Genomic DNA, 22,295 nt, shown 5'->3' on the forward strand with positions numbered 1-22,295 from the left:
AACATCCTGGAGAAGGGCGTTCGCGCCCTTCTTTTTTCCAATCGTTCGGGGCATCGCGTTCGGCGATGGCCAGTCCGGCGACGTTTCTGGCGTTGATGACGCCCGGTGTTGCGATTATCGCGGCCTTTTTCCTGATCCCGCTTTTTCTGGTGGCGATCAAGGTCACCGACGGCCCGGATGGCTGGGCGACCTATCTGGTGATCCTGACCAATGGCCGCTATCTTGAAAGTCTGATCCAGACATTGGTGATGTCCGCAGGGGTGACGGTTGTTGCCCTGATATTGTGCGGGGTTGTCGGGATGTTTCTGGTGCGCAACCAGTTTGCCGGGCGCAGTATCCTGATCGGGTTGCTGACCCTGCCATTATCCTTTCCCGGAACGGTTGTCGGTTTCATGGTGATCATGCTGGCCGGTCGGCAAGGGGTGATTGGCGGTATCAGCAACGCACTGACCGGCGAGAAGATTGTTTTTGCCTATGACATTGCCGGGCTGTTTATCGGCTATCTGTATTTTTCCATTCCGCGGGTGATCCTTGCCGTGATGGCATCGGCTGAAAAGCTTGATCCGCAGCTTGAAGAAGCCGCGCGGTCGCTTGGCGCGCCGCGATGGCGGGTGGTGCGCGATGTGATCCTTCCGGGATTGATGCCCGGTCTGATTTCATCGGGTGCGATCTGTTTTGCAACCGCGATGGGGGCCTTTGGCACCGCCTTTACGCTGGCGACCGATATCGATGTTCTGCCGATGGTGATCTATACCGAATTTACCCGAAACGCCAATATCGCCGTGGCGGCCGCGCTGAGCATAGCACTTGGTGCGATCACGTGGATGTGCCTGAGTGCGGTGCGGTTCTTTGTTGGTGAGTCCGCCGATGTAACGACACGGGGGGGCGCATGAGACGCGGTTATTCGTTTTATGCGCAGCTTGGCCTGACGGTTTTGCTGTGTCTGTTCATTGTGGTTCCGATTGTGATGTCGGCTTTGGCGGGGGTGACGGTCAATATCTTCAAGGGGGTGTCATCGGGCCTGACATTGCGCTGGATCCTTGAGGTCTGGGACCTGTATGCGCAAAGCATTCTGTTGTCGCTTTGGCTTGCGGTGGCGTGTCTTGTGGTGACGACGCTTGCCGGTGTGCCTCTGGCCTATGTTCTGGTGCGGCGGCCAAACAGGCTGACCCGGATGTTTGAGGAAATCCTGACCTTGCCGGTTGCCATTCCGGGGCTGGCACTGGCTTTGGCGTTGCTGATTACCTATGGCGGGTTTGGCAGTTTCAGAAGCAGCTGGGTGTTTATCCTGATCGGGCATGTTCTGTTTACCCTGCCTTTCATGGTGCGCTCGGTCGCAGCTGTCATGTCGGCCATGGATATGAAGACGCTTGAAGAAGGGGCGGCAAGCCTTGGTGCCGGGTTCTGGCACCGGTTCCTGCATGTGATTGTGCCAAATGCGATGCCGGGCATTCTTGCCGGGGCGTTGATGGTGGTCACCCTTTCGATTGGCGAATTCAATCTGACCTGGATGCTCCATACCCCGCTGACCAAGACATTGCCGGTCGGACTGGCGGATTCCTATGCGTCGATGCGTCTTGAGATCGGCAGCGCCTATACGCTTATTTTCTTTGTATTGATCATGCCGTTGCTGATCGCCATGCAGATGCTTGCCCGACCGGGCAAGAAACGTCACACGGCATCGCAACTGGCGGAGGACGAGTAATGAATGCGACCGAAATGGCGCAACCCGCCGACCAGAATAACCAGTATGCCCGGAATGAAAACAGGGCAAGTACCCGTATCGAGCTTGCCGGATGCACCAAGACCTTTCCCGATGGCACGCGCGCGCTTTTGCCGTTTGACTTGACGATCAATGGCGGAGAGACGCTTGTTCTGCTCGGCCCGTCGGGCTGTGGCAAAACCACGATTTTGCGCCTGATTGCCGGTCTGGAATTTCCCGATGCGGGCGGAAAGATCACGTTTGGCGACGATGATGTGACCCGTCAGTCGATTGAAAAACGCCGGGTCGGCATGGTGTTTCAGTCCTATGCCCTGTTTCCGAACATGACGGTGGCCGAAAATGTCGCCTATGGACTTAAGGTGCAGAAAGTCGAGCGGCGCGAACGCGACGAGCGGGTGCGTGCGATGCTTGAAATGATGCATATCGATATGCTGGCCGATCGCCGGATTGATCAGCTTTCGGGCGGGCAGCGCCAGCGTGTTGCGCTTGCGCGTGCCATTGCCTTGCGCCCGCGGGTGTTGCTTCTGGATGAACCGTTGACGGCCCTTGATGCCAAATTGCGGGTCAGGTTGCGTTCGGAAATTAACGGGCTGTTACGCAAGCTGGGCATCACGGCGATCTATGTCACCCACGATCAGGAAGAAGCGATGGCGCTGGGGGACCGGATTGTCGTCATGCAAAAGGGCGCAATTGCCCAGATTGGCACCCCGCGCGAGATTTACCGCGCACCGGTTTCGCCGTTTGTGGCGGATTTTGTCGGGGCCAGTAACCGGCTTGAAGGCCGGATTGAACAGGACAGCCTTGTGCTTGGCGATGTGAAAATCGCCCTTGATCAGATCGGTCATGCGATTTCGACCGGTGGCAGCCAGCATGGCAAAGGAGATGACGGGGATATTCCGGCAGAGGTTTTCTTCAGGGCCGACGGGCTTGCGATTTGTGACCCGGAACAGGCGCAGCTACGCGGTCGGGTCGAGGCTGTTTCCTATCTTGGCGAGAAATCGCGTCTGACGGTTTCGGGCATTGGGGAAAGCCCGGTCACCCTTGATGTCGATCCCGATTATCAGATCGCTGTCGGGGATGACATCCATTGCTGTTTCAACCCGGAACGCCTGACGGTTTTTACACGAAATATGGGCGCTGACTGCCGTGAAAAAGCGGTCTGACGGCGTTTGAATGCGACGAAACAAGAAAGATCAAAAAGCATGATAATTGCACAACTGACCGACCTGCATATCGGGGCAGGTCGACGTCTTGCCTATCGCAAGGTTGATACGGCCGGGGCATTGGAAAAGGCGGTGGAACGCGTCAATCATATGGTGCCGCGCCCCGATATTGTTCTGTTTAGCGGTGATATCGGTGATCTTGGCGTTGATGCGGAATATGGCCTTGTCGCAGAGATATTGAGCGCCCTTGAGGTGCCATATTTCATGGTGCCGGGCAATCATGACCAGCGCATGCCGATGCGAAAGGCATTTCCCGCCGCCACCCCGATTGGGTCGGATCAGACATACGTCAATTACGTGATTGAGGGGTACCCGATCCGTCTGATCGGCATTGATACGCTTGATGAAGGCCGCCCGGAGGGCAAGCTTGCGCCAGAGACCCTGGACTGGCTTGAGAAGGCCTTGTCAGACGGCTCTGAAAAGCCCTGTTTGCTGTTCATGCATCATCCGCCGATCACGGTCGGGATCACGCATATGGATGTTCAGAATCTTGGCGACGGGGCGGCGCGACTGGCCCGGATCGTCGAAGCACACAAGGACCGCATCAAGGCGATTATTTGCGGGCATGTGCATCGCCCGATCCATACGGTTTGGGCCGGGGTGCCGCTGATTGTCGGGCCATCGGTTGCCCATCAGGTTGCGCTTGATCTTGATCCGGCAGGACCATCGGCCTTTGTGATGGAGCCACCGGCGATGCATTTGCATGTCTGGGACCCGGCACAGGGATGTTTATTGACCCATCTGGCTTATATTGAGCGCTATGACGGCCCGTATCCGTTCTTTGATGCCAATGGCAAACTGATCGTCTAGGCAGCCGTTTGCGGCTTTTGACTGTTTCAAGCTGGTAATCCGTAAATCCTGCGACATATCATCAGGGTAGAGTTTTGTTGGTGACTTTGATGATGTGACGCAGGAGCGGATATGAGCGCGGACGAAACCGGGAGCAGCGCCGGGAGCAGAACCGGCAAGACGGCAAAGAAGCCGGCAGCCAGCAACGGATCAAAGAAACCCGGCAAGACAATCAGTCTGGCGCTTCAGGGCGGCGGGTCGCACGGGGCGTTTACCTGGGGCGTGCTTGACCGGTTGCTTGAGGATGAGGAAATCACCATCGAGGCGATTTCGGGTACCTCGGCGGGTGCGATGAATGCCGCCGTGGTGACGTCGGGCTTTGCCAAGGGCGGATATGAAGGCGCGCGGGCCGATCTTGAGACCTTCTGGCGGGCGGTGTCCGAAGCAGCCCGCTTTAGTCCGCTTCAGCGCAGCCCGATAGATATCCTGTTTGGGAACTGGTCGCTTGAAAACTCGCTGGCCTATATGTGGCTGGATATGAGTGCCAAGATGTTTTCGCCCTATGACCTTAATCCGGCAGGGGATAATCCGCTGGCTGCGATCCTGCGTGATGTGGTCGATTTCAAGGCGCTTAACAGCAGTCCGGCCAAGCTTTTCATCACGGCGACCAATGTTGAAACCGGACAGGCGCGGATATTTCGCAATCCTGATATCTGCATTGAGGTATTGCTGGCATCGGCCTGCTTGCCAACGATCTACAAGGCGGTCGAAATTGACGGCGTGCCTTATTGGGATGGCGGATATTCCGGCAATCCGAGCCTTGGCCCGCTGGTGCGCGAATGCGGGTCCGATGACACGGTTCTGGTGCAGATCAATCCGGTCAGACGGCCCGGTGTGCCGAAATCATCGCGCGAGATCGCCAATCGTCTGAATGAAGTGTCGTTCAATAGCAGCCTGATGAAGGAATTGCGGATGATTTCGATCCTGCGCAAGGATGCGCCCGAGCATGTCTGCGAAGCCAGCAGATGGGGGGCCATGCGCATGCATTGTATTGCCAGCGACGATATGCTCGATCTTGACCAGTCATCCAAGCTCAATGCGGAATGGAGCTTTATGACCATGCTGCGTGATATTGGGCGCGATGCGGCCAGTGCATTTTTGACAAAGCACCGAAAAGATATTGGTGTGCGGCCGTCGCTGGATCTTGATTTGTTTGCACCGGATTATACCTAACAGTCGATCTGGTGTGATTGCGCGTTTGCGGGCAAAGGCGTAGGATTTCACCCGCGTCATAAGAACAAACAGCAAAGCGCCACCGGAAATGTCGAAAACCGAATTTGAAAAAATGCAGGCGGGGGAATGGTATAGCTGCCTTGATCCCGAACTGACTGTGTTGCGCCGTCGCGCACTTGAGGCCAGCCACGAACATAGTCACCTCTATCCGTCAGAACGCGGCAATATCGGGCCGCGCCTGCGCGCGCTGTTTGCCGAGTGCGCCGAGGATGTGCGGATCGAGGCGCGGTTTCATTGTGCCTATGGCATCAATATCCATTTGGGCCGGGACGTGTTTTTGAATGTCGGCTGCGTGATCCTTGATACCGCACCCGTGCGGATTGGCGATCACTCAATGCTGGGTCCGAATGTGCAGATTTACTGTGCCGATCATCATCGCGACCCGGAGCTTCGCAAACAGCATCTGGAAGTCGCAAAGCCGGTGACAATCGGAAGCAATGTCTGGATCGGCGGCGGGGCGATTATTCTGCCCGGCATCACCATTGGCGATGATGCGATTGTCGGCGCAGGATCGGTGGTGACGCGCGATGTTGCGCCGGGCACCACGGTTGTCGGTAATCCGGCGCGAATATTGCCGCGATAGCTGATGCCGGTTCGGGGCGATCCGCGTTGATTGGTATGGACTGGAGCAGGCTGGATTCCCGCCTTCGCGGGAATGACCGGGAAAATTTGCGGCAATGACGGTGGATGTGCAAGGCGCATCCAGAGGGGGCGTCAATGATCAGCCGCAAACCTTTGGCAGGTCATATTCGCCGCGAATTTCAGACAGGCCGTCGGCCAGTTCGCGGCGCCGCAGTTCGGCGGCGGTTTCATCGGAAATATTGGGGTCCCTGGCGATGATGTCGCCATACATGGCGCGTGCGCGGTCTTCCTGACCCTGATCGGAATAGGCAAGGGCTTCAAGCCATAATCCGGCAATGACGAAATCGCTGTTGGTCGAGGCTTGCGCGACACCGGCCTTGCTGGTGGCGGTGGCATGGTCGCATTTGGCAAGGGCGGTCAGCCCGGCAAAGGCATCATCGCCGATCTTGGCCTGGATGCGGTCGCGCTTTTCCTTTTGGGCAGCTTCATAGGCCTCCTTGGTGGCGGCATCGGCCGATGCGCCGGAAATCGCCCCGGCGGTTCCGCCCGCCGCCGCCCCGAAGGCCGCCGAACGGGCCGCAGATTCCACCGGATTACCGCCAAAGATCGCCGCCGTGACAAAGCCGCCAACAGCACCTGATATCGCGCCGATTCCGGCCCCTTGTCCTGCATATTCGCCGGTTTTGCCGGTGCAGCCGGCAAGAGTGGCAAGGGTCAGACCAAGGGCGGTGACAAGGGCAACAGGGCGCATGAAATATCCGATCCGGTTTCAATTCACGATGGCAAAGCTTAACCCGAAAACACGCCGGATAAAAAACAATAAGCAAAAAGCAATCAGCAAAAATGTCCGGACCGGTTCGGGCCGGGCATAAAAAACGGCAGCCGTAAGGGGGTCAGGACGGCTGCCGCAAGGTTGCAAGTATGAGGGAGTTCAGAGCAGAAGGTTCGGTTCTGATCGGGACGGATCAGGTCAGCAGGTTCGCGTCAGGCTGGTTCAGGCGATATCATCAGACACCGGACGGCGTTTGCGACCGTTCACCATGGAACGGACCAGATTTTCGTGATGGCGCAGGCTTGCCAGCAGCACGCCGCCAACATGCAAAAGCACAAGGATCAGCAGGCCATTGGCGAGGAATTCATGGATTTCTTCGAGCCAGTCAGCCCCCCAGAAGGCATTGGTGGTCGAAAGCCAGCCGGTAAAGGCGCAGCCCGCCATGGCAAGCATCAAGGCGACAATCATCGCAGCCCCGGCCGGGTTATGCCCGAGATAGCGCTGTTCACGGCCGCGCATGATATCGCGCAAATAGCCAATTGTCGCCGCAGGGCTTTTGATGAACTGGGTAAAGCGGGCATAGCGCGTTCCGACCAGCCCCCAGACAAGGCGAAGCGCAATCAGGCTTCCGGCAGCATAGCCAGCCCAGTGATGAAGGGTATCCCATTCATCGGCGGTGATCCATGCGATCACGAAGCTTGCGGCCAATCCCCAATGAAACAGACGGATAAACGGGTCCCAGACCTTGACGGACATTTTAATTCTCCTGGATGGCGGGTTTCGGTTCTGGCGGGGATGGGGCAGTATCGCCGCCAGAGACCCCAGGTCCTTGATCAGAGGCAGTCGGGACTAGTCTTCCTTGTCCTGCTTGACGATTTCAAACGAGGCCGGGTTGAAATAGGCTTCGATTTTCTTGCCATCGGGGGTGATGGCGTAAACTTCGAAGCAGCCTTCGTCTTCCTTGATCTTGCGCACGTCCCAGCCATCGGCGATCAGTTTTGCCTTGAGCGCGTCGGTGGTTTTCCATTCCGACTTCGGAACGTTGCAATAATCATCGTCGGCGCGGGCAGCGCCGGAGGTCAGGGCGAGGCTGCCACCAGCCAGCAGGGTAACGGCAAATGCACTGGCAAAAACACCAGCAATGACTTTCGGGAAAACAGTTCTTTTCATGGTCATATTCCTTCATAACTAGCGTCAGGGTGTCATGGATGAGAGCGACAAGACGCGGGGCAACGTGACGTGGGATGCGTCGGACAGGACCAAGATTGCCGCTGTTTCCTGACAGTTAACTGAAAAGGCTGCTTGATGCCGTTCAGCTGAATGTCAGGATCGGGAAATATTCGGTTGGGTTTGGAACCGCTGTTATGAGGGGGCGCTTGTGCGCATTCTTCTGGTTGAAGATGAATTGATGCTGGCTGATGCGGTCAGGGACCATTTGCTGGCCGCAGGCGAGGCGGTGGACCATAGCGACAGTGTGGTCGATGCCGAGATCATGATGCGTGGCACGAATTACGATGTGCTGTTGCTTGATCTCAATTTGCCCGACGGCAAGGGGATTGATCTTTTGCGTGGCCTTCGGCGCAGCGGATCGACAACGCCCTGCATCATTCTGACCGCACAGGACCAGATTTCCGACCGGATCGAGGGGCTTAATGCCGGGGCCGATGATTATCTGGTCAAGCCGTTTGATCTGAACGAGCTTTCGGCCCGGCTTGCCGCAGTTGCACGGCGTTATAGCGGCAATCCCAATCCGTTCATAAGTCTTGATGGCGGGGTTGAGGTCGACCTTGCCGGGCGCACCATCCTGATTGACGGGGTGCAGACCGATCTGACATCGCGGGAATGGGCACTGTTTGACCAGATGGTACGCAGGCCCGGTCAGACGCTTTCAAAACGGCAGCTTGAAGAAGCGTTATATGAATTTGGTGCGGAGATCGAAAGCAACACGGTCGAGGTCTATATAAGCCGATTGCGCCGCAAGCTTGGCAAGGATGTCATCAAAACCGTACGCGGCGTTGGCTATCGGGTTGGGGCATGAGGTGACGGTGATGCGCAAAAAGGCCAATAGAAGTCTTCAGTCAATCCTGACGCGACGATTGACTTTGATGCTGAGCCTTTTCTGGCTGGCGGGATCGGTTCTGGCGGGGTTCACCATGTATCACGAGATGGAGGAAGCCTTTGACAACAGTCTTGTTTCGACAGCCTACCGCTATGCACCGCTTATTGACGATTATCTGAAGGGTCACAAGGGCGGCGGTGCCAGGGAAGTGCTGCCAAGCCCGGCCAAGGGCGAAATCCGGAAGGATGACGATGCAGATGATCATGCAGATGATCATGGTGATGATCGTGGTGACGGGGACGGGGATGAGGAACTTGGCGAAGACTATCTGATGTATCACGTGCTTGACGGTGGAGGGCGGCTTTTGCTGCGGTCATTTAATGCGCGCGAACATCCGTTTACCGTTCCCCTTGTCGAGGGATTTTACGATGACGAGGACTATCGCATTTATACCGCCGAGCTTTTGGGCGGACAGCGTATCATACAGGTGGCAGAGCCTCTTGAGCATCGGCGCGAGGCGCTGTTTGAGAGCGTGGTTGCGCAGTTCCTGCCCATCGCACTTTTGATCCCGGCGGTGATTATCGGGATTATCCTTGGTGTCCGGCAGGGGTTGGTGCCGGTGCAACGGGTCCGCGATGAAATCGAGGCCCGCGGGGAGGGTAACCTGACCCCGATTGAACAGGAAGAAGCGCCCGAGGAAATCACCACGATTGTTTTGGCGGTCAACAGTCTGATGGGCAAGCTTGAGGCGGCCCTTAATGTCGAGCGCAGCTTTACCGCCAACAGTGCCCATGAATTGCGAACCCCGATTGCGGTTGCGCTGGCGCAGACCCAGCGACTGGTTCTTGAGCTGCCCGAAGGCCATGAAAGCCGCAAGCGTGCGCTTCAGACCGAGGCGTCTTTGAAACGCTTGTCGCGACTTGCCGAAAAGCTGTTGCAGCTGGCGCGGGCCGAAGCGGGCGGCGGGTTCAGCCCGACCGGCCATAATCAGAAGCTTGGATCGACACTGGCGCTGGTGGTGGATGATCTGGTCCGTTCCGGGGCCGATGGCGGGGCGATCCGGTTTGATGGCGAAGATATCGACGGGCTTGAAGCCAATATCGATCTGGATGCCTTTGCAATTTGCCTGCGCAACCTGATCGAGAATGCCCTTAAATATGGCGGGACGGATGAACCCGTCGAGATCAGGGTGGTGGATCGCCATATCATTCAGGTCAGCAATGGCGGGCCGGTGGTCGCGACCGGCAATCTTGATGATCTGAAAACCCGGTTCAAGCGATCCCATAATGGCGGGGATGGATCGGGGCTTGGATTGGCGATTGTCGATGCGATTGCCCGCAACACCAAATCCGAACTGAACCTTTATTCTCCGCGTCCGGGCAAGACGGACGGCTTTATGGCCGAACTGCGATTGCATCGGAGTTAAGGCAACAGTCATGCATTAAAAAAGGCCGCCTTTACGGGGCGGCCTTTTGTGTTTCCGAGCGTTTCGGGCAATTGGTGTGGATTATTTGCCAACCCCGACCTTGATGGCGAGTTTGCGCAGCGGGCCGATGCGGTTGATCGCGGATAATCCAGCATAGCGCAGATCGCGGAGCGGTTTGGGCTCCAACATGGAGGCACGGTTGAGCAGATCAATGCCGCCAACACGGGCCAGCGTTTTGGGAAGCTGGCGGCGTTCATAGGATTTCAGAAGCGGGGTTTCGCCGATATCCTTGCCATGCAGTTTGGCCTTTGCCATCAGTTCGGCCAGCGTCTCAATGTCATGCAGGCTCATATTAAGTCCCTGCGCACCGATTGGCGGGACAACATGGGCGGCCTCGGCGATCAGGGCAAGGCGCGCTGCAATCAGGCGATTGGGAACCTGTGCAATCATCGGCCATACCGCGCGCGGCGATGCGACGGTGAGGGGGCCGAACAGGTTCATGGTGTCATGGGTGATTTCGGCCGAGAGGGCATCGTCACTCATGGCGTTGAGTTCATCGGCACGGGCAGCAGGCGTCATCCAGACCACGGACGAGCAGGGCTTGCCATTCAGATCCGGCATCGGCACAAGGGTCAGCGGGCCGCCGGTGCGATGAATTTCGGTCGAGATATTGTCATGCGGTTTGTCATGGGTGACGACAAAGACAATCGCACTTTGATCGTAGGCCCAGCGTTTATGTTTGATTCCGGCCAGTTCGCGGAGCGATGAATTGCGACCATCGGCGGCAATGACGATTTTGGCGCGCACGGTTTCGCCATCTGACAGCGTAACATCGGCAAAGCGCGCGGTATTTTTAAAGCCCGTCACCGTGGTCGAGAACCGGAAATCAACATTGTCCAGTTCGGCAAGCTTGGCCATCAGGGCAACGCGGGCTGCCTTGTTTGATACGTTCCAGCCAAAGAACCCTTGCGTGGTTTCAGCACCGTCAAAATCAGCCGTTTCGCGCGGGCGGAATTCGTCGCCACCCGCATCGACAATCCGCATGACGCGCAGTTCCGCACCGGTCGGTTTGATCGCATCCCAGACGCCAGCCTTTTTAAGGGTTTCAATGCCCGGTTCAAGGAAGGCGGTGGTGCGAAGATCAGTCCCCTCGCCAATATCAGCCGGGGCCGGGTCGACAATCACGATCTGATGTCCGTCAGCGGCAAAGCGTGCCGCGGCACTCATTCCGGCGATCCCGCCGCCTGCAATCAGAATATCGGTTTCGATCATGATCGTTCTTTCCTGTCGTCGCGCGTCACGGCAAGGCGATTTGGCCATATGTGACGGGTCTTGTCTTTCTATCGGGCAATCTGCCCGTTTGGGGGATCATACGCAAATGTTTTAGGGGCGGATTTGATACAGATCGGGCACGAGAGCCATAACCATACCGGATCATATCTGATCGTGACGACGAGATGACAAAAACAGAGGGGGATAATCCCGGGATTGCGCCAAATGACCGGATCGGCCATTTTGGAGCCAGTTTTGATCATCAATTGATTGTTGTCATTGGAAATTTGCCATGCTTGCCTGGGGGTATCTGCTTGTTGCGATCTGTCTTGAAATTGTCGGGACGGTGTCGCTTAAATTTTCAAACGGATTTACCGACTGGCGCTTTACCGTCCTGAGCCTGACGGTTTACGGACTGAGTTTCTGGACACTTTCGCTGTGTCTGCGGGTGATCCCGATCGGCACGGCCTATGCGGTGTGGTCGGGGCTTGGGACGGCGGCGATTGCGATCATCGGGCTTGTATTTTTCAAGGAACCGATGACCGCCCTTAAGGGTGTTTTTCTGTTGATGATTATCGGCGGCGTGGTTGGCCTCAAGACGGTCGGCAGCAACAGCTAGTCCTGCACCGCATCGAGTGACTTTGCGATGCTGGCAATATCGGTTTCAAGATCGGTGTGACGCGGCTTCCAGCCAAGGTCAGCCGCCGCACGCCTGCCCGAAAGAAACTGGTTGTGACCAAGCCCGCGCGCCCAGTTGCCATATTCCTTCATGGCGGCGGCAGGCGTCATGTCCCTGATATCGCAGTCTGCGCGGCCAAAATGATTGGCAATCCGTTCGGCAACTTCCCGGTTTGAAACGCCGTTGATGCCAACGCCAAAATAGGCGGCACCGGGTTTCGCATGTTCAAGCATCAGACGATACAGATCGGCAAGGTCATCGTTATGAACCATTGGCAGATGAACCATGTTGCCCCCAACTGCATGAACGTAATTGCGGGTACGCGCCGTCTCGATATTGGTGGCCAGAAGACCGGTGTGCCCGTGCGGGTCGGTGCCATAGACGCAGGCCGGATGAATGACCATTCCATCAAGCCTGTCATCGTCAAGAACCCGGTTGATGCCGTCGATCATCCAGCGAAATTCCGGAAGCGGATCAAAGGGTGCTGCTTCATCAATCAACTGATCGGGGCTGTTTGCGCCAAATAACCAGCTGCCACCGGTATAGAGGAACCTTACGCGATCAGGCATGCGATGCAGGACGGGGATCAGATGGTCAAGCAGGGCTTGATCGACTTGCGCCATGGCGTCGGAAAAATCGCAGGCGGCATGAATGACCCCGTCAATCTCGGGCAGATTATCACACCAGTCTTGCGGTGCATGAATGTCACCGGTGACCGGGGTGGCACCAAGCGCGATCAGTTTGTTGCGGCTGGTTTCTGATCGGCCAAGGGCAAAAACTTTGTGATGACGGGCAATCAGATTGCGAATGATGGCCGATCCGATCAGGCCGGTGCCACCGGTGATAAAAATGCGCATTGGAGTTCCTTAAATGCGTCGATGCGCCCTGTTATCGGGCCTCAAGTATGGTTGAGGTCAAGGAATTTTGTCATAAAGACAGACATGAAAAAAGCCGGGCAGGTGCCCGGCTTTGATGCGCTTATTGCTGAGCAGATCAGGCAAATTCAAAGATGCCATCAATCTCGACCGCCACACCAAGCGGAAGGGAGGCAACGCCAACAGCCGAGCGGGCATGTTTGCCCATATCGCCAAAGACTTCGACCATGGTGTCAGACGCACCATTGACGACTTTGGGCTGATCGGTGAATTCCGGGGCGGAATTGACAAAGGCATTGAGTTTGACCACACGGGTGACCTTATCAAGATCGCCAATGGCGGCCTTGAGCTGTGCGACAAGGTTAAGTGCACAGAGGCGGGCGGCTTTCTGACCGTCTTCGACCTGATAGTCCTTGCCAAGTTTACCGACAAATTTCAGTTCGCCATTTTCCATGGTGATCTGACCGGAAATGTGAACCAGATTGTTCGAGACGACATAGGGCACATAATTCGCAACCGGTGCGGTGGCCTGTGGCAGGGTGATGCCAAGTTCGGCAAGGCGTGCGTCAATTTTACCAGCCATGAAGATCCATCCTTTTAACTGTGGGGACGTGTAGTTTGACGCAAACTTAGCGACCTTGCGGGCCGAACAAAACAGTTTCTTTTGGATGCGCTGCATCATTGCAGACTGACGGTGCCAAAACCTGCGGCCGGTTCAGCACCGGGACCGCCAAAAGGATCGTTTCACCGACAGTTGAGAAAAATCAAATTGCCATCGGCGTCAAAGCGCCCCACAACTATGTGCAGAAAATTGATGTCAGAGATCAAGTTTCGGGCGTGTTTTTATAATGAAACCAGTTATTTGAAGGTTGCAGCATATGTCACTTCGTCAACGGATGGAAAATTTGCACGGTGCGTGGCTTGCCCTGATCGGGGTGCTGGTCATTTGCCCGGATGCGCTTTTGATCCGGTTGATCAAGGTTGATGACATGACGGCATCGTTCTGGCGGGTGACGCTGCTTTGTGTGGCATCGCTTCTGATGGCACTGTGGAAGGGGCATCGTCGCGGCGAGGGTGTCTTGCAATCCATCACCCCGAGCAAAACCGAAATCCCGGCCGCGCTGTTTTTCTGTGGCACGACGATCTTTTTCATCCTGTCGGTACGCAATACCGATGCCGCCAATACCTTGGTGATCATTGCCGCAGCGCCGCTGATTGCCGGTTTGATGGGGGTCTTTGTTTTCAAACGGTCACAACCGATGCGGACCTGGATCGCGTCGCTTGTGGTTCTGGTCGCCCTTGCAATGATTGTCGGGGCCGGGTTTGGCGGCAAGAATGCGCTTGGGGATATTCTGGCGCTGGGAACCGCGACCTGCATGGCCGGGTTCTTTAACGTCATTGGCGCACGTCCGCACACCAATGAAGTCAAGGCGATGTTGCTGGGCGCGTTTTTGGGGGCGTTGATCCTGTTGCCGAGTGCCGATCCGTTTACGGTGACCGGGCTTGACTGGTTGTGGCTGGTGTTGCTGGGCTTCTGGGTGTTGCCGGTGTCATTTTTGTTTATCTCGGCCGGGGCGCGCAAAATCCCCGCCGCCGAGGTCGGACTGATCATGCTTAATGAAGCAATATTCGGGTCATTTCTGGTCTGGGTGTTTATCGGTGAAGTGCCAAGCCAGACCACATTGATCTGCGGGACGGTGGTGATTGCAACATTGGTTGTTCACAGCTTTCTTGGCATCCGTGAAGTCCGCCGCATGCGGGCAGGTGCGTCGCTTTAATCTGTCTTTTTCGGACTGTTCAGGTTCGTGTCAGCTTTGCTGGGTATGGGTGGAACATCCGGCCTTTGGGTCGGGCGTCCCACCTGTTGAATTGCAGCTTTGTGACCCTGTGTCGGCCTTGCGGTTCAACCTGTTGTGGGATGGATATGTCCACGTAGCAGGTAGGCCTTCATGCCCCGTTTCCGGTTCTTGCCGACCCTTAAGCCAATTGATTATCGCATCGTCCTGATGGTGCTGGTTGCGTATTTCGCCTTTATTCTGAATAGCAAGTTGCTTGGTCATTTTTATCAGATTTTGAGCGACCTGGGCGAATATGACATTGGCTTTGCGATCAGTGCGCCGATTGTGGTTTTTATCGCAACGACGGTGGTGTTCACGCCATTTACTTTCCGCTATCTGTTCAAGCCGTTCTTTGTTTTTCTGATTTTGACCGGATCATTGGCGCATTATGCGATGGTCAAATACGGCATCGTTTTTGACCGCAGCATGATCGAGAACGTGGTCGAAACCAATCAGACAGAAGCCTTTTCCTATCTGAACCTGTCGTCGGTTCTGTGGTTTGTGGTGACGGGCCTTGTCCCGGCCTTGGTCCTGATACTGGTGCCGATCCGTTTTCCGCAAACCGTTTTGCGCGGACTGGCGCAGCGCTTTGCGATGATTGCGGTGCCGCTGGTGATGATGGGCGGGATGGGGGCACTTTATTTCAAGGATTACGCATCGGTCGGGCGCAATCACAAGGTCCTTGGCAAGGAGATCGTTCCGTCAAACTACATTGCCGGGACCATCCAGTATGTGAAGCGGCGCTATCTTTATGCCGATATGCCATTTCGCAAGATTGGCGAGGATGCCCGCCTTGTTGCCAAACCGGGCGACGACAAACCGACTTTGATGTTCCTTGTGATCGGGGAAACGGCGCGCGCGCAAAGTGTTGCCGCGAATGGCTATGGGCGTGCGACATCGCCCTTTACCAGCAAGATTGACGGGCTGGTGGCATTCCAGAATGTGCAATCCTGCGGGACCGCAACGGCGGTATCGGTGCCCTGCATGTTCTCGCCGATGGATCACGCCGTTTATGACGGCGAGGCGGCACGCCATAGCGAAAGCCTGATGGATGTTCTGAGCCATGCGGGGATCAGGGTTCTTTGGAAAGACAATGACGAGGGATGCAAGGGCGTTTGCGACCGTGTGCCAACCATCGAGATTTCGCCCAAGGACTTCCCCGAAGAATGTGCCCTTGGCACCTGCTTTGACGAGGTCATGCTGCGCCAGCTTGATCAGCAGGTTTCAGACAAGGCCGAGAACCAGCTGATTGCGTTTCATCTGATGGGAAGCCACGGGCCGACCTATTACAAACGCTATCCCGATACCCAGCGTGCCTTTGCCCCGGATTGCCCGCGCAGTGATATTGAGAATTGCAGCACACAGGAACTGGTCAATACCTATGACAACACGATCCGCTATACCGATTATGTTGTCGCCCAGCTGATCGCGAAGCTGAAAAGCTATCAGGATCGCTATAACACGGTGCTGCTTTATGTTTCCGATCATGGGGAGTCTCTGGGCGGGGGCGGGCTTTATCTGCATGGTGCGCCCTATATGTTCGCCCCGGAAGAGCAGACCCATGTTCCGATGATGATGTGGATGTCCGAGGACTATCAGGCATCACGTGAAATCGAAGGCGATTGCCTGTCATCTGCGGCCCGGGATGCGGCATTTTCACATGACAATCTGTTTTCGACGGTTCTGGGGGCAATGCATGTTTCCACGAGCCTTTATCAGCAGAAAAAAGACATTCTGGCCAGTTGCAGCAAACCGGTTCTTGAAGCGGCACTCGACATGTCAGGGACGATTCAGAGGAATTGACAGAAAGGGCTCTTCGTATTAATTGAGTTTACTCAGTGAGTTCACTTGACCAATTGGAGGGCCCCGATGAGCATCCGGGCAACCAGACGCGAGGAAACCCGTCAGAAGATTCTTGAGGCTGCGCGCAGCTGTCTTGAAGAAGGTGATTTTGAAGGCGCATCGACGCGCGAAATCGCCAAACGGGCCGGGGTGGCCGAAGGCACCATTTTTCATCACTTCCCGACCAAGGAAGAACTGATCATCAGTTGTGTCTGCACGCAACTGGCCGAAGCCATTGAAAAGGGTCTGCATACCATGGACCCGGAATGGTGCTTTGTGGACAAGATGATGCATGTGGCCTCCTATCGCTTTACGCAGATCGGCTTGCATCCGGGGCTTTGGTCCATGATCATGCAACAGGTGGCCTTTTCCCCGCGCAAGGGGGCGGTCAATGAAATGCTTGATCGTAGCGGACTGCTCAAGGCGACGCGCGACCTGATTGAGGAAGCCCAGCTTTGTGGCGAACTCAATCCCGATCTTTCACCGGATCTGATCCGCAAAACTTTGATGGCGCTGTTTCTGTTTACGGTTCACGAGCATATGAGCACGCAGAATTTTGACTGCGAAGACATGTGCGCGACATTGCGTGAACTGATCGAAGTCCAGACGATCGGTCTTTGGGCGCGCAAGCCGGAACTTGCTGTCTGATATATCGGTTTATTCCCCGATCAGATGCAGGATCACGTTCCGCCGATGCGGTGCGTGACGATGTTCAAACAGGTAAATCCCCTGCCAGGTGCCGAGCATCGCATAGCCATTATCAACCGGAATGGTCAGGGACACGTCGGTGAGCGCCGATTTGATATGGGCAGGCATATCGTCCGGGCCTTCGCAGGTATGGCGATAAAGGCTCGGATTTTCCTGAACCAGCCGGTCAAAAAATGTTTCCAGATCAAGGCGGACATCGGGATCGGCATTTTCCTGAATGGTCAGGCTTGCCGATGTGTGTCGGACAAAGACGGTCAGTTGGCCGCGCATGATGCCGGTCTGGCCAATCCATGACTGCACCTGATCGGTGATTTCGATCAGACCCTGAGCACTGGTTTTGACTTCGAAGGTGACTTGTTCCTGACGCAGCATGGCATTTTGTCCGGTGATGATGGGGCGGCCTGATCGTAAAAGGCCGGTGATGCGATGACAAGGCCGGTAAATCTGATGTGCAGAAATTCGGTTAAAATCACAATTTTACAATGTGTTATGGCGTGCCACAATATTGCCACTTGACCAAATCGCGGTGTGCGCATAACGATTTGGCCGTTAACTTTAAACTGGAATAAATCTGTTGCGTTTCGTTTCCTGCATGCTTGTGATCCTGATCAGTCTGACAGTTCTGCTGTCGGGGCATGATACAGTGCAGGCAGCATCCGGCCATGCGGGTCAAGCGCATCACGCCGTGATGGTCGATGCCGCGCAACCGGCTTCATTCGATCCCCACGGATCGCATGCCGATATTTGCGGCATGACGGTTTGTGGCCCCTATGTCGATGAACAGATCAGCAAGGCATTGTTCATGCCGGTGGTTTCGACTGTGACCTTCTGGGTCAGGGAACGGACCGTTGTTTCCGCCGAGGCGGATGGCAGCTACAAACCGCCCCGCGCCTGAAAATAATCCCTTCTTTTTGATAAATGCCGTCGTTTGTTTGATCCGTTCAGGGTGAAACAGCAAAACTTGCGCATGTGTTTGTGCAACGGCGGCTATCAGTTCGATGATTATTTTCAGGAGCATGATATGCCCAACTCTAAATCGACTTTCCTTGCCCGTATTGTTCTTTCAACCGCGATTATCGGGTCCCTGATGAGTGTACCGGTGGCGAGTTTTGCCAGCCCCGGTCATGGTGCGCAGACCACCAATATCGGTGCGCCGGGCAAGGTAGCCGATGTAACCCGGACCATCCAGGTTACGATGGAAGACAATTTCTTTGATATGGAAACCATCGAGGTGCGCGCCGGTGAAACCGTGCGGTTCGAGATCGTGAACAAGGGTGAATTCGTTCATGAATTCAATATCGGTACTGCGGCCATGCATGCCAGCCATCAGAAAGAAATGATGATGATGATGGAGCATGGTGCGCTTGATGCCGACAAAATCCACATGGACATGATGAAAATGGACATGGGGAACGGCATGACCATGGAGCATAACGATCCCAACAGTGTGCTTCTTGAACCCGGAAAAACGGCCGAGATCATCTGGACATTTCCGAACGATACCGAGCTTGAGTTCGCCTGCAATGTGCCGGGCCACTATGAAAGCGGCATGATGGGCAAGGTCCGTCTGCAGTCATAGGCCAACCGGTTTGCGATGCCAGGGGCCGGGGAAAATCCCGCTGCCTCTGGCGTTTCCGAGTTTTTGGGAATTCAAGAAATGAAAAATCACTATGTCAAAGGTGCCCTTTGGGGCACGTTGGCAGCACTTGTCCTGTCCTCGGGCAGTCAGGCTGCGAGCTATGACCTGTCGGTCGATTACGTCACGATTGATACCGGCGAGATGAAAACAACGGGGATTGGCTATAACGGGTCATCCCCCGGTCCGACCTTGCGGTTCAAGGAAGGCGAAGAAGCGGTGATCAAGGTCACCAACAATCTTGATGAGGCAACATCGATCCATTGGCATGGCTTGATCCTGCCCTATCAGATGGACGGGGTGCCGGGCATCAGTTTCCCCGGAATTGAACCGGGCGAGACATTTACCTATCGCATTCCGGTCAAACAAAGCGGCACCTACTGGTTCCATAGCCATTCCGGTTTTCAGGAGCCCGACGGGGCCTATGGTTCGATCATTATCGAGCCGCAAAAGCGCGAACCGTTCAAGTTTGACCGCGAATATGTGGTGGTTCTGAAAGACAAGCATCCGCATTCGGGTGACCGCATTCTGCGTAACCTGAAAATGATGCCGGACTATTACAACCGCAATCAGCGTACCCTTGCCGATTTTATCGGTGATGTGTCGAAAAACGGTCTGGGCGCGACGCTTTCGGAACGCGGCGACTGGGGTTCGATGCGGATGATGCCAACCGATATCGAGGATGTGCAGGGCTTTGTTGGCCTGATCAATGGCATGTCGCCCGATCAGAACTGGACCGGCTTGTTCAAGCCCGATGAACGGGTGCGGCTTCGGTTTATCAATGCGTCGGCCATGACCTATTTCGATGTGCGGATACCGGGGCTTGAGATGACGGTGGTGCAGGCCGACGGCAATAATGTGCAGCCGGTCAAGGTTGACGAGTTCCGTATTTCGGTTGCCGAAACCTATGACGTGATTGTTCAGCCCAAGGAAGAAAAGGCCTATCCGATCATGGCCGAGTCCATGGGGCGGTCGGGATTTGCCTTTGCCACGCTGGCCCCGCGGGAAGGCATGCGCGCCGAAATGCCGGAACTCAGAACCGAGGCACCGCTTCTGACCATGGCTGATATGGGCATGAGCCACGGTGACATGGCCGGAATGGATCATGGTGCAATGGCGACGGCGGCAACGGAGGAAATGGATAGCAACGCACAGGATACCATGCCGGGGATGGACCATTCGAACATGGCCGGAATGGATCATTCGATGATGGGTATGGCTGACAAGGCTGACCCGTTTTATGCGGCGGGCAGTGGCCTGATCCCCGAAGCGGCGAATGGCGGAAAGTTCCTGTCATACGCAGATCTGAAAGCACAGAAGCCGCTTTATGCCGAACGTCCGGCCACCCGCGAGATCGAATTGCGCCTGACCGGGAATATGGAACGCTATAGCTGGTCGATCAATGGCGTGAAATACGAGGATGCCGAACCGATCCGCCTGAAATACGGTGAACGGGTACGGTTCAAGTTTGTCAATGAAACCATGATGACCCATCCGATGCATCTGCATGGCATGTGGTCGATCCTTGATACCGGGCAGGGCAAGTGGAACCCGGTCAAACACACGATCAGCATCAATCCCGGCACCACGGTCTATTCGGAAACCGAAGTCGATGAGCCCGGTGAATGGGCATTCCATTGCCATCTGAGCTATCACATGGCGACCGGGATGTTCCGCAAGGTCATTGTCGAAGGCGGACCAACGGTCGCCAAACTTGAGAACGGGAATTGATCCATCATGAAAAGATTTGATCTGATGATTGGCGGCGGTGTCGCACTGGCGCTGGGTTCGTTTTCGAGTGCCGGTATGGCGATGGACGCCCGGATTTATTACGGGTTTCAGGCCGAACAGTTTGAATACCGCGTCGGTGACGAAAGCGAAAAACGCCTTGTCTGGGATACGGACGCCTTTGTCGGCACGGACGAACTGAAACTGCGCTGGCAGGGAGAGGGCGAACGTGACCTTGATGCGGATAACTACGAGAAGCTGGAAAACCGGTTTGTCCTGCAAACCCCGATCAGTGACTTTTTCGATGCCAAGGGCGGTGTGCGGATTGACACCCCCGAGGGCGCGGATCGCTGGTACGGCACGGTTGGTGTCGTCGGGCTTGCGCCGCAATGGTTTGAAGTCGATGCCGATCTTTTCGTCAGCGAGACGGGCGATGGTTCTGCGCGGCTTGATGTCGAATATGAAGGGCTTCTGACCAACCGGTTGATCCTGACGCCATCGTTCGAAATCAATGCGGCGTTCTCGGAAGATCGTGAAATCGAAGTCGGCAAGGGTATTTCAAGTGCCGAGTTCGGCTTGCGACTGAGCTACGATCTGATTGATCGTGCGGTTGTGCCCTATGTGGGGGTTGCCTATGAACGGAAGTTCGGGGATACCGCCGATTTCGCCAAACATGACGGCGAGGATTACGAGGCCACCTATGTGGTCACGGGCATTCGCATGATGTTCTAGACAAAAGGCCGGGAGATGAGTTCTTCCGGCCTTTTTGATTCTGTTGAATTTACGCCAGCGGGTTAGGCCGCGATCCTGGCTTCGCCCTGATCATAAAAACGCAATGCGGTCATGGCGAGATTGCCGAACTCGTAACTGTCATGCAGAAGATCGGGTTCGAAGTCATCGGATGCGGCACCCAGCGCTACATAAAGCGGCATCAGGTGATCATCCTCGGGATGGGCCATGACGGCATGCGGTGCGAGGCTGCGATAATTGAGAAGGGCGTCGATATCGCGAGCCCTGACCCGCTCAATCATCCAGTTGGTGAATTCAACCGCCCAGGGATCAATCGCACCTTCGTTCCGATCAAGGACGCGAAGGTTATGGGTCATGGCACCACTTGCGACGACAAGAACACCAAGGTCACGCAACCCGCGCAGTTTCTGCCCCAGCTCGTAATGCTCCTTGGGACCGCCATGGCCGAGCATGGAAAGCTGAAATACCGGGATATCGGCATCGGGGCGGGCAAGGATCATTGGCATCCATGCACCGTGATCAAGGCCGCGGGTGCGATCCGTCGCGAGGCCGATCTGATCGGCGATTTGCTGTGCCAGTGCCGGGTCGCCGGCAACGTCGTAATGCAACTGATAAAGCGGTTGCGGGAAACCGTAAAAGTCATGAATGGTTTCCTGACGGGCGGAGGTCGAGATGGTCGGTTCAGCTGTTTGCCAGTGTGCCGAAACCATCAGAATGGCACGGACCCCGTCGGTCTGAGGGCCAAGCTGGCCAACAAAGAAATCAAAGGCGGGCGTGCTTTGACGGGCAACCAGCATCGGCGAGCCGTGAGAGATAAATATCGGCGCAAGGCTTTTGGCAGTGCTTCCGGAATTATGTGACATCTCGGTCATGAAACTACCTCGATCATGAAATCATCTGAGGTGAATATGCGCTCTGGTCGAACGGTTGACTAGTCACGTTTGGTCAACAGTGTGTTGATATTGACTTGTTTTGTCGGTCAATCGGAAACATTGTCAGGGTGTAAATGACGGCTTTGCTGTCCGTCAGATGGCAATATTCCGATGCAAGAGTAGCGGCATGGAGATCAGACACATGTCAGCCTGTACCGGGAATGTTCG

The 22,295-nt window shown here is 55.7% G+C and carries 24 protein-coding genes; 16 read left to right on the plus strand and 8 right to left on the minus strand.

Features of this window, described 5'->3' with window-relative positions:
- The first annotated feature begins 65 nt into the window (after window positions 1-65).
- The 6 genes from WA318_RS08615 to WA318_RS08640 all read left to right on the plus strand — a co-directional run bounded on the left by WA318_RS08615 (window position 66) and on the right by WA318_RS08640 (window position 5,611).
- Window positions 66-893, plus strand: a complete 828-nt coding sequence (locus WA318_RS08615; RefSeq protein ID WP_114099894.1) for an ABC transporter permease — start codon at window positions 66-68, stop codon at window positions 891-893.
- Window positions 890-1,705: an ABC transporter permease gene (locus WA318_RS08620; protein WP_336080601.1), complete on the plus strand. Its 816-nt coding sequence runs from the start codon at window positions 890-892 to the stop codon at window positions 1,703-1,705. The genes WA318_RS08615 and WA318_RS08620 overlap by 4 nt, the downstream gene beginning before the upstream one ends.
- The gene (locus tag WA318_RS08625) at window positions 1,705-2,886 is read left to right on the plus strand and encodes an ABC transporter ATP-binding protein (RefSeq protein ID WP_336080602.1); all 1,182 of its coding nucleotides are present in this window, start codon (window positions 1,705-1,707) and stop codon (window positions 2,884-2,886) included. Before WA318_RS08620 ends, WA318_RS08625 begins: the two co-directional genes overlap by 1 nt.
- Window positions 2,887-2,925: 39 nt before the next feature.
- On the plus strand, window positions 2,926-3,756 hold the full coding sequence (locus WA318_RS08630) for a phosphodiesterase (protein WP_336080603.1): 831 nt from the start codon (window positions 2,926-2,928) through the stop codon (window positions 3,754-3,756).
- A gap of 111 nt (window positions 3,757-3,867) precedes the next feature.
- The gene (locus WA318_RS08635; RefSeq protein ID WP_336080604.1) at window positions 3,868-4,968 is read left to right on the plus strand and encodes a patatin-like phospholipase family protein; all 1,101 of its coding nucleotides are present in this window, start codon (window positions 3,868-3,870) and stop codon (window positions 4,966-4,968) included.
- A gap of 88 nt (window positions 4,969-5,056) precedes the next feature.
- On the plus strand, window positions 5,057-5,611 hold the full coding sequence (locus WA318_RS08640; protein ID WP_336080605.1) for a sugar O-acetyltransferase: 555 nt from the start codon (window positions 5,057-5,059) through the stop codon (window positions 5,609-5,611).
- Between the two features lie 138 nt (window positions 5,612-5,749).
- Here the strand turns inward: WA318_RS08640 and WA318_RS08645 are convergent, their stop codons facing one another.
- From WA318_RS08645 to WA318_RS08655, 3 genes are all read right to left on the minus strand, one after another.
- Window positions 5,750-6,361 carry a hypothetical protein gene (locus WA318_RS08645; RefSeq protein ID WP_336080606.1) on the minus strand — a complete coding sequence of 204 codons (612 nt, stop codon included), beginning with the start codon at window positions 6,359-6,361 and terminating at the stop codon, window positions 5,750-5,752.
- A gap of 243 nt (window positions 6,362-6,604) precedes the next feature.
- Window positions 6,605-7,138, minus strand: a complete 534-nt coding sequence (locus tag WA318_RS08650) for a cytochrome b/b6 domain-containing protein (protein WP_336080607.1) — start codon at window positions 7,136-7,138, stop codon at window positions 6,605-6,607.
- Between the two features lie 93 nt (window positions 7,139-7,231).
- Complete coding sequence (locus tag WA318_RS08655; RefSeq protein ID WP_336080608.1) at window positions 7,232-7,552, minus strand: PepSY domain-containing protein; 321 nt, start codon at window positions 7,550-7,552, stop codon at window positions 7,232-7,234.
- Window positions 7,553-7,760: 208 nt separating this feature from the next.
- Between WA318_RS08655 and WA318_RS08660 the strand changes: the two genes are divergently transcribed.
- The gene (locus WA318_RS08660; protein ID WP_114099900.1) at window positions 7,761-8,420 is read left to right on the plus strand and encodes a response regulator; all 660 of its coding nucleotides are present in this window, start codon (window positions 7,761-7,763) and stop codon (window positions 8,418-8,420) included.
- A 67-nt stretch (window positions 8,421-8,487) separates the two neighbouring features.
- On the plus strand, window positions 8,488-9,867 hold the full coding sequence (locus tag WA318_RS08665; RefSeq protein ID WP_336080609.1) for a HAMP domain-containing sensor histidine kinase: 1,380 nt from the start codon (window positions 8,488-8,490) through the stop codon (window positions 9,865-9,867).
- A gap of 81 nt (window positions 9,868-9,948) precedes the next feature.
- On the opposite strand, the gene WA318_RS08670 is transcribed toward WA318_RS08665, so the two are convergent.
- The gene (locus tag WA318_RS08670; protein WP_336080610.1) at window positions 9,949-11,139 is read right to left on the minus strand and encodes an FAD-dependent oxidoreductase; all 1,191 of its coding nucleotides are present in this window, start codon (window positions 11,137-11,139) and stop codon (window positions 9,949-9,951) included.
- 292 nt (window positions 11,140-11,431) lie between these two features.
- Between WA318_RS08670 and WA318_RS08675 the strand changes: the two genes are divergently transcribed.
- Window positions 11,432-11,758: a DMT family transporter gene (locus WA318_RS08675; protein WP_114099902.1), complete on the plus strand. Its 327-nt coding sequence runs from the start codon at window positions 11,432-11,434 to the stop codon at window positions 11,756-11,758.
- On the opposite strand, the gene WA318_RS08680 is transcribed toward WA318_RS08675, so the two are convergent.
- Window positions 11,755-12,675, minus strand: coding sequence for an NAD-dependent epimerase/dehydratase family protein (locus tag WA318_RS08680; protein ID WP_336080611.1), 921 nt, complete (start codon window positions 12,673-12,675; stop codon window positions 11,755-11,757). The two genes, WA318_RS08675 and WA318_RS08680, sit on opposite strands and share 4 nt — an antisense overlap.
- A gap of 136 nt (window positions 12,676-12,811) precedes the next feature.
- Window positions 12,812-13,276, minus strand: a complete 465-nt coding sequence (locus WA318_RS08685) for a RidA family protein (protein ID WP_336080612.1) — start codon at window positions 13,274-13,276, stop codon at window positions 12,812-12,814.
- Between the two features lie 295 nt (window positions 13,277-13,571).
- On the opposite strand from WA318_RS08685, the gene WA318_RS08690 reads away from it, so the two are divergent.
- The 3 genes from WA318_RS08690 to WA318_RS08700 all read left to right on the plus strand — a co-directional run bounded on the left by WA318_RS08690 (window position 13,572) and on the right by WA318_RS08700 (window position 17,021).
- A complete protein-coding gene (locus WA318_RS08690; protein WP_336080613.1) occupies window positions 13,572-14,471 on the plus strand; it encodes a DMT family transporter in 900 nt (299 codons plus the stop codon).
- A 171-nt stretch (window positions 14,472-14,642) separates the two neighbouring features.
- Complete coding sequence (locus WA318_RS08695; protein ID WP_336080614.1) at window positions 14,643-16,334, plus strand: phosphoethanolamine transferase; 1,692 nt, start codon at window positions 14,643-14,645, stop codon at window positions 16,332-16,334.
- A 66-nt stretch (window positions 16,335-16,400) separates the two neighbouring features.
- Window positions 16,401-17,021, plus strand: coding sequence for a TetR/AcrR family transcriptional regulator (locus WA318_RS08700; protein WP_114099906.1), 621 nt, complete (start codon window positions 16,401-16,403; stop codon window positions 17,019-17,021).
- A gap of 9 nt (window positions 17,022-17,030) precedes the next feature.
- Here the strand turns inward: WA318_RS08700 and WA318_RS08705 are convergent, their stop codons facing one another.
- Complete coding sequence (locus WA318_RS08705; RefSeq protein ID WP_336080615.1) at window positions 17,031-17,453, minus strand: secondary thiamine-phosphate synthase enzyme YjbQ; 423 nt, start codon at window positions 17,451-17,453, stop codon at window positions 17,031-17,033.
- 202 nt (window positions 17,454-17,655) lie between these two features.
- On the opposite strand from WA318_RS08705, the gene WA318_RS08710 reads away from it, so the two are divergent.
- The 4 genes from WA318_RS08710 (at window position 17,656) to WA318_RS08725 (ending at window position 21,177) form a co-directional block, all read left to right on the plus strand.
- Window positions 17,656-17,976, plus strand: a complete 321-nt coding sequence (locus WA318_RS08710; protein WP_336080616.1) for a hypothetical protein — start codon at window positions 17,656-17,658, stop codon at window positions 17,974-17,976.
- A 126-nt stretch (window positions 17,977-18,102) separates the two neighbouring features.
- Window positions 18,103-18,660, plus strand: a complete 558-nt coding sequence (locus tag WA318_RS08715) for a cupredoxin domain-containing protein (protein WP_336080617.1) — start codon at window positions 18,103-18,105, stop codon at window positions 18,658-18,660.
- 78 nt (window positions 18,661-18,738) lie between these two features.
- Window positions 18,739-20,448, plus strand: a complete 1,710-nt coding sequence (locus tag WA318_RS08720) for a copper resistance system multicopper oxidase (RefSeq protein WP_336080618.1) — start codon at window positions 18,739-18,741, stop codon at window positions 20,446-20,448.
- Window positions 20,449-20,454: 6 nt separating this feature from the next.
- Complete coding sequence (locus WA318_RS08725) at window positions 20,455-21,177, plus strand: copper resistance protein B (RefSeq protein ID WP_114100035.1); 723 nt, start codon at window positions 20,455-20,457, stop codon at window positions 21,175-21,177.
- A 62-nt stretch (window positions 21,178-21,239) separates the two neighbouring features.
- Here the strand turns inward: WA318_RS08725 and WA318_RS08730 are convergent, their stop codons facing one another.
- The gene (locus tag WA318_RS08730) at window positions 21,240-22,067 is read right to left on the minus strand and encodes a DODA-type extradiol aromatic ring-opening family dioxygenase (protein ID WP_336080619.1); all 828 of its coding nucleotides are present in this window, start codon (window positions 22,065-22,067) and stop codon (window positions 21,240-21,242) included.
- Window positions 22,068-22,295: the final 228 nt, after the last annotated feature.

The sequence above is a fragment of the Thalassospira sp. CH_XMU1448-2 genome (genome assembly GCF_037027285.1).
In the GTDB taxonomy this organism is placed as follows: Bacteria; Pseudomonadota; Alphaproteobacteria; order Rhodospirillales; family Thalassospiraceae; genus Thalassospira; species Thalassospira profundimaris_C.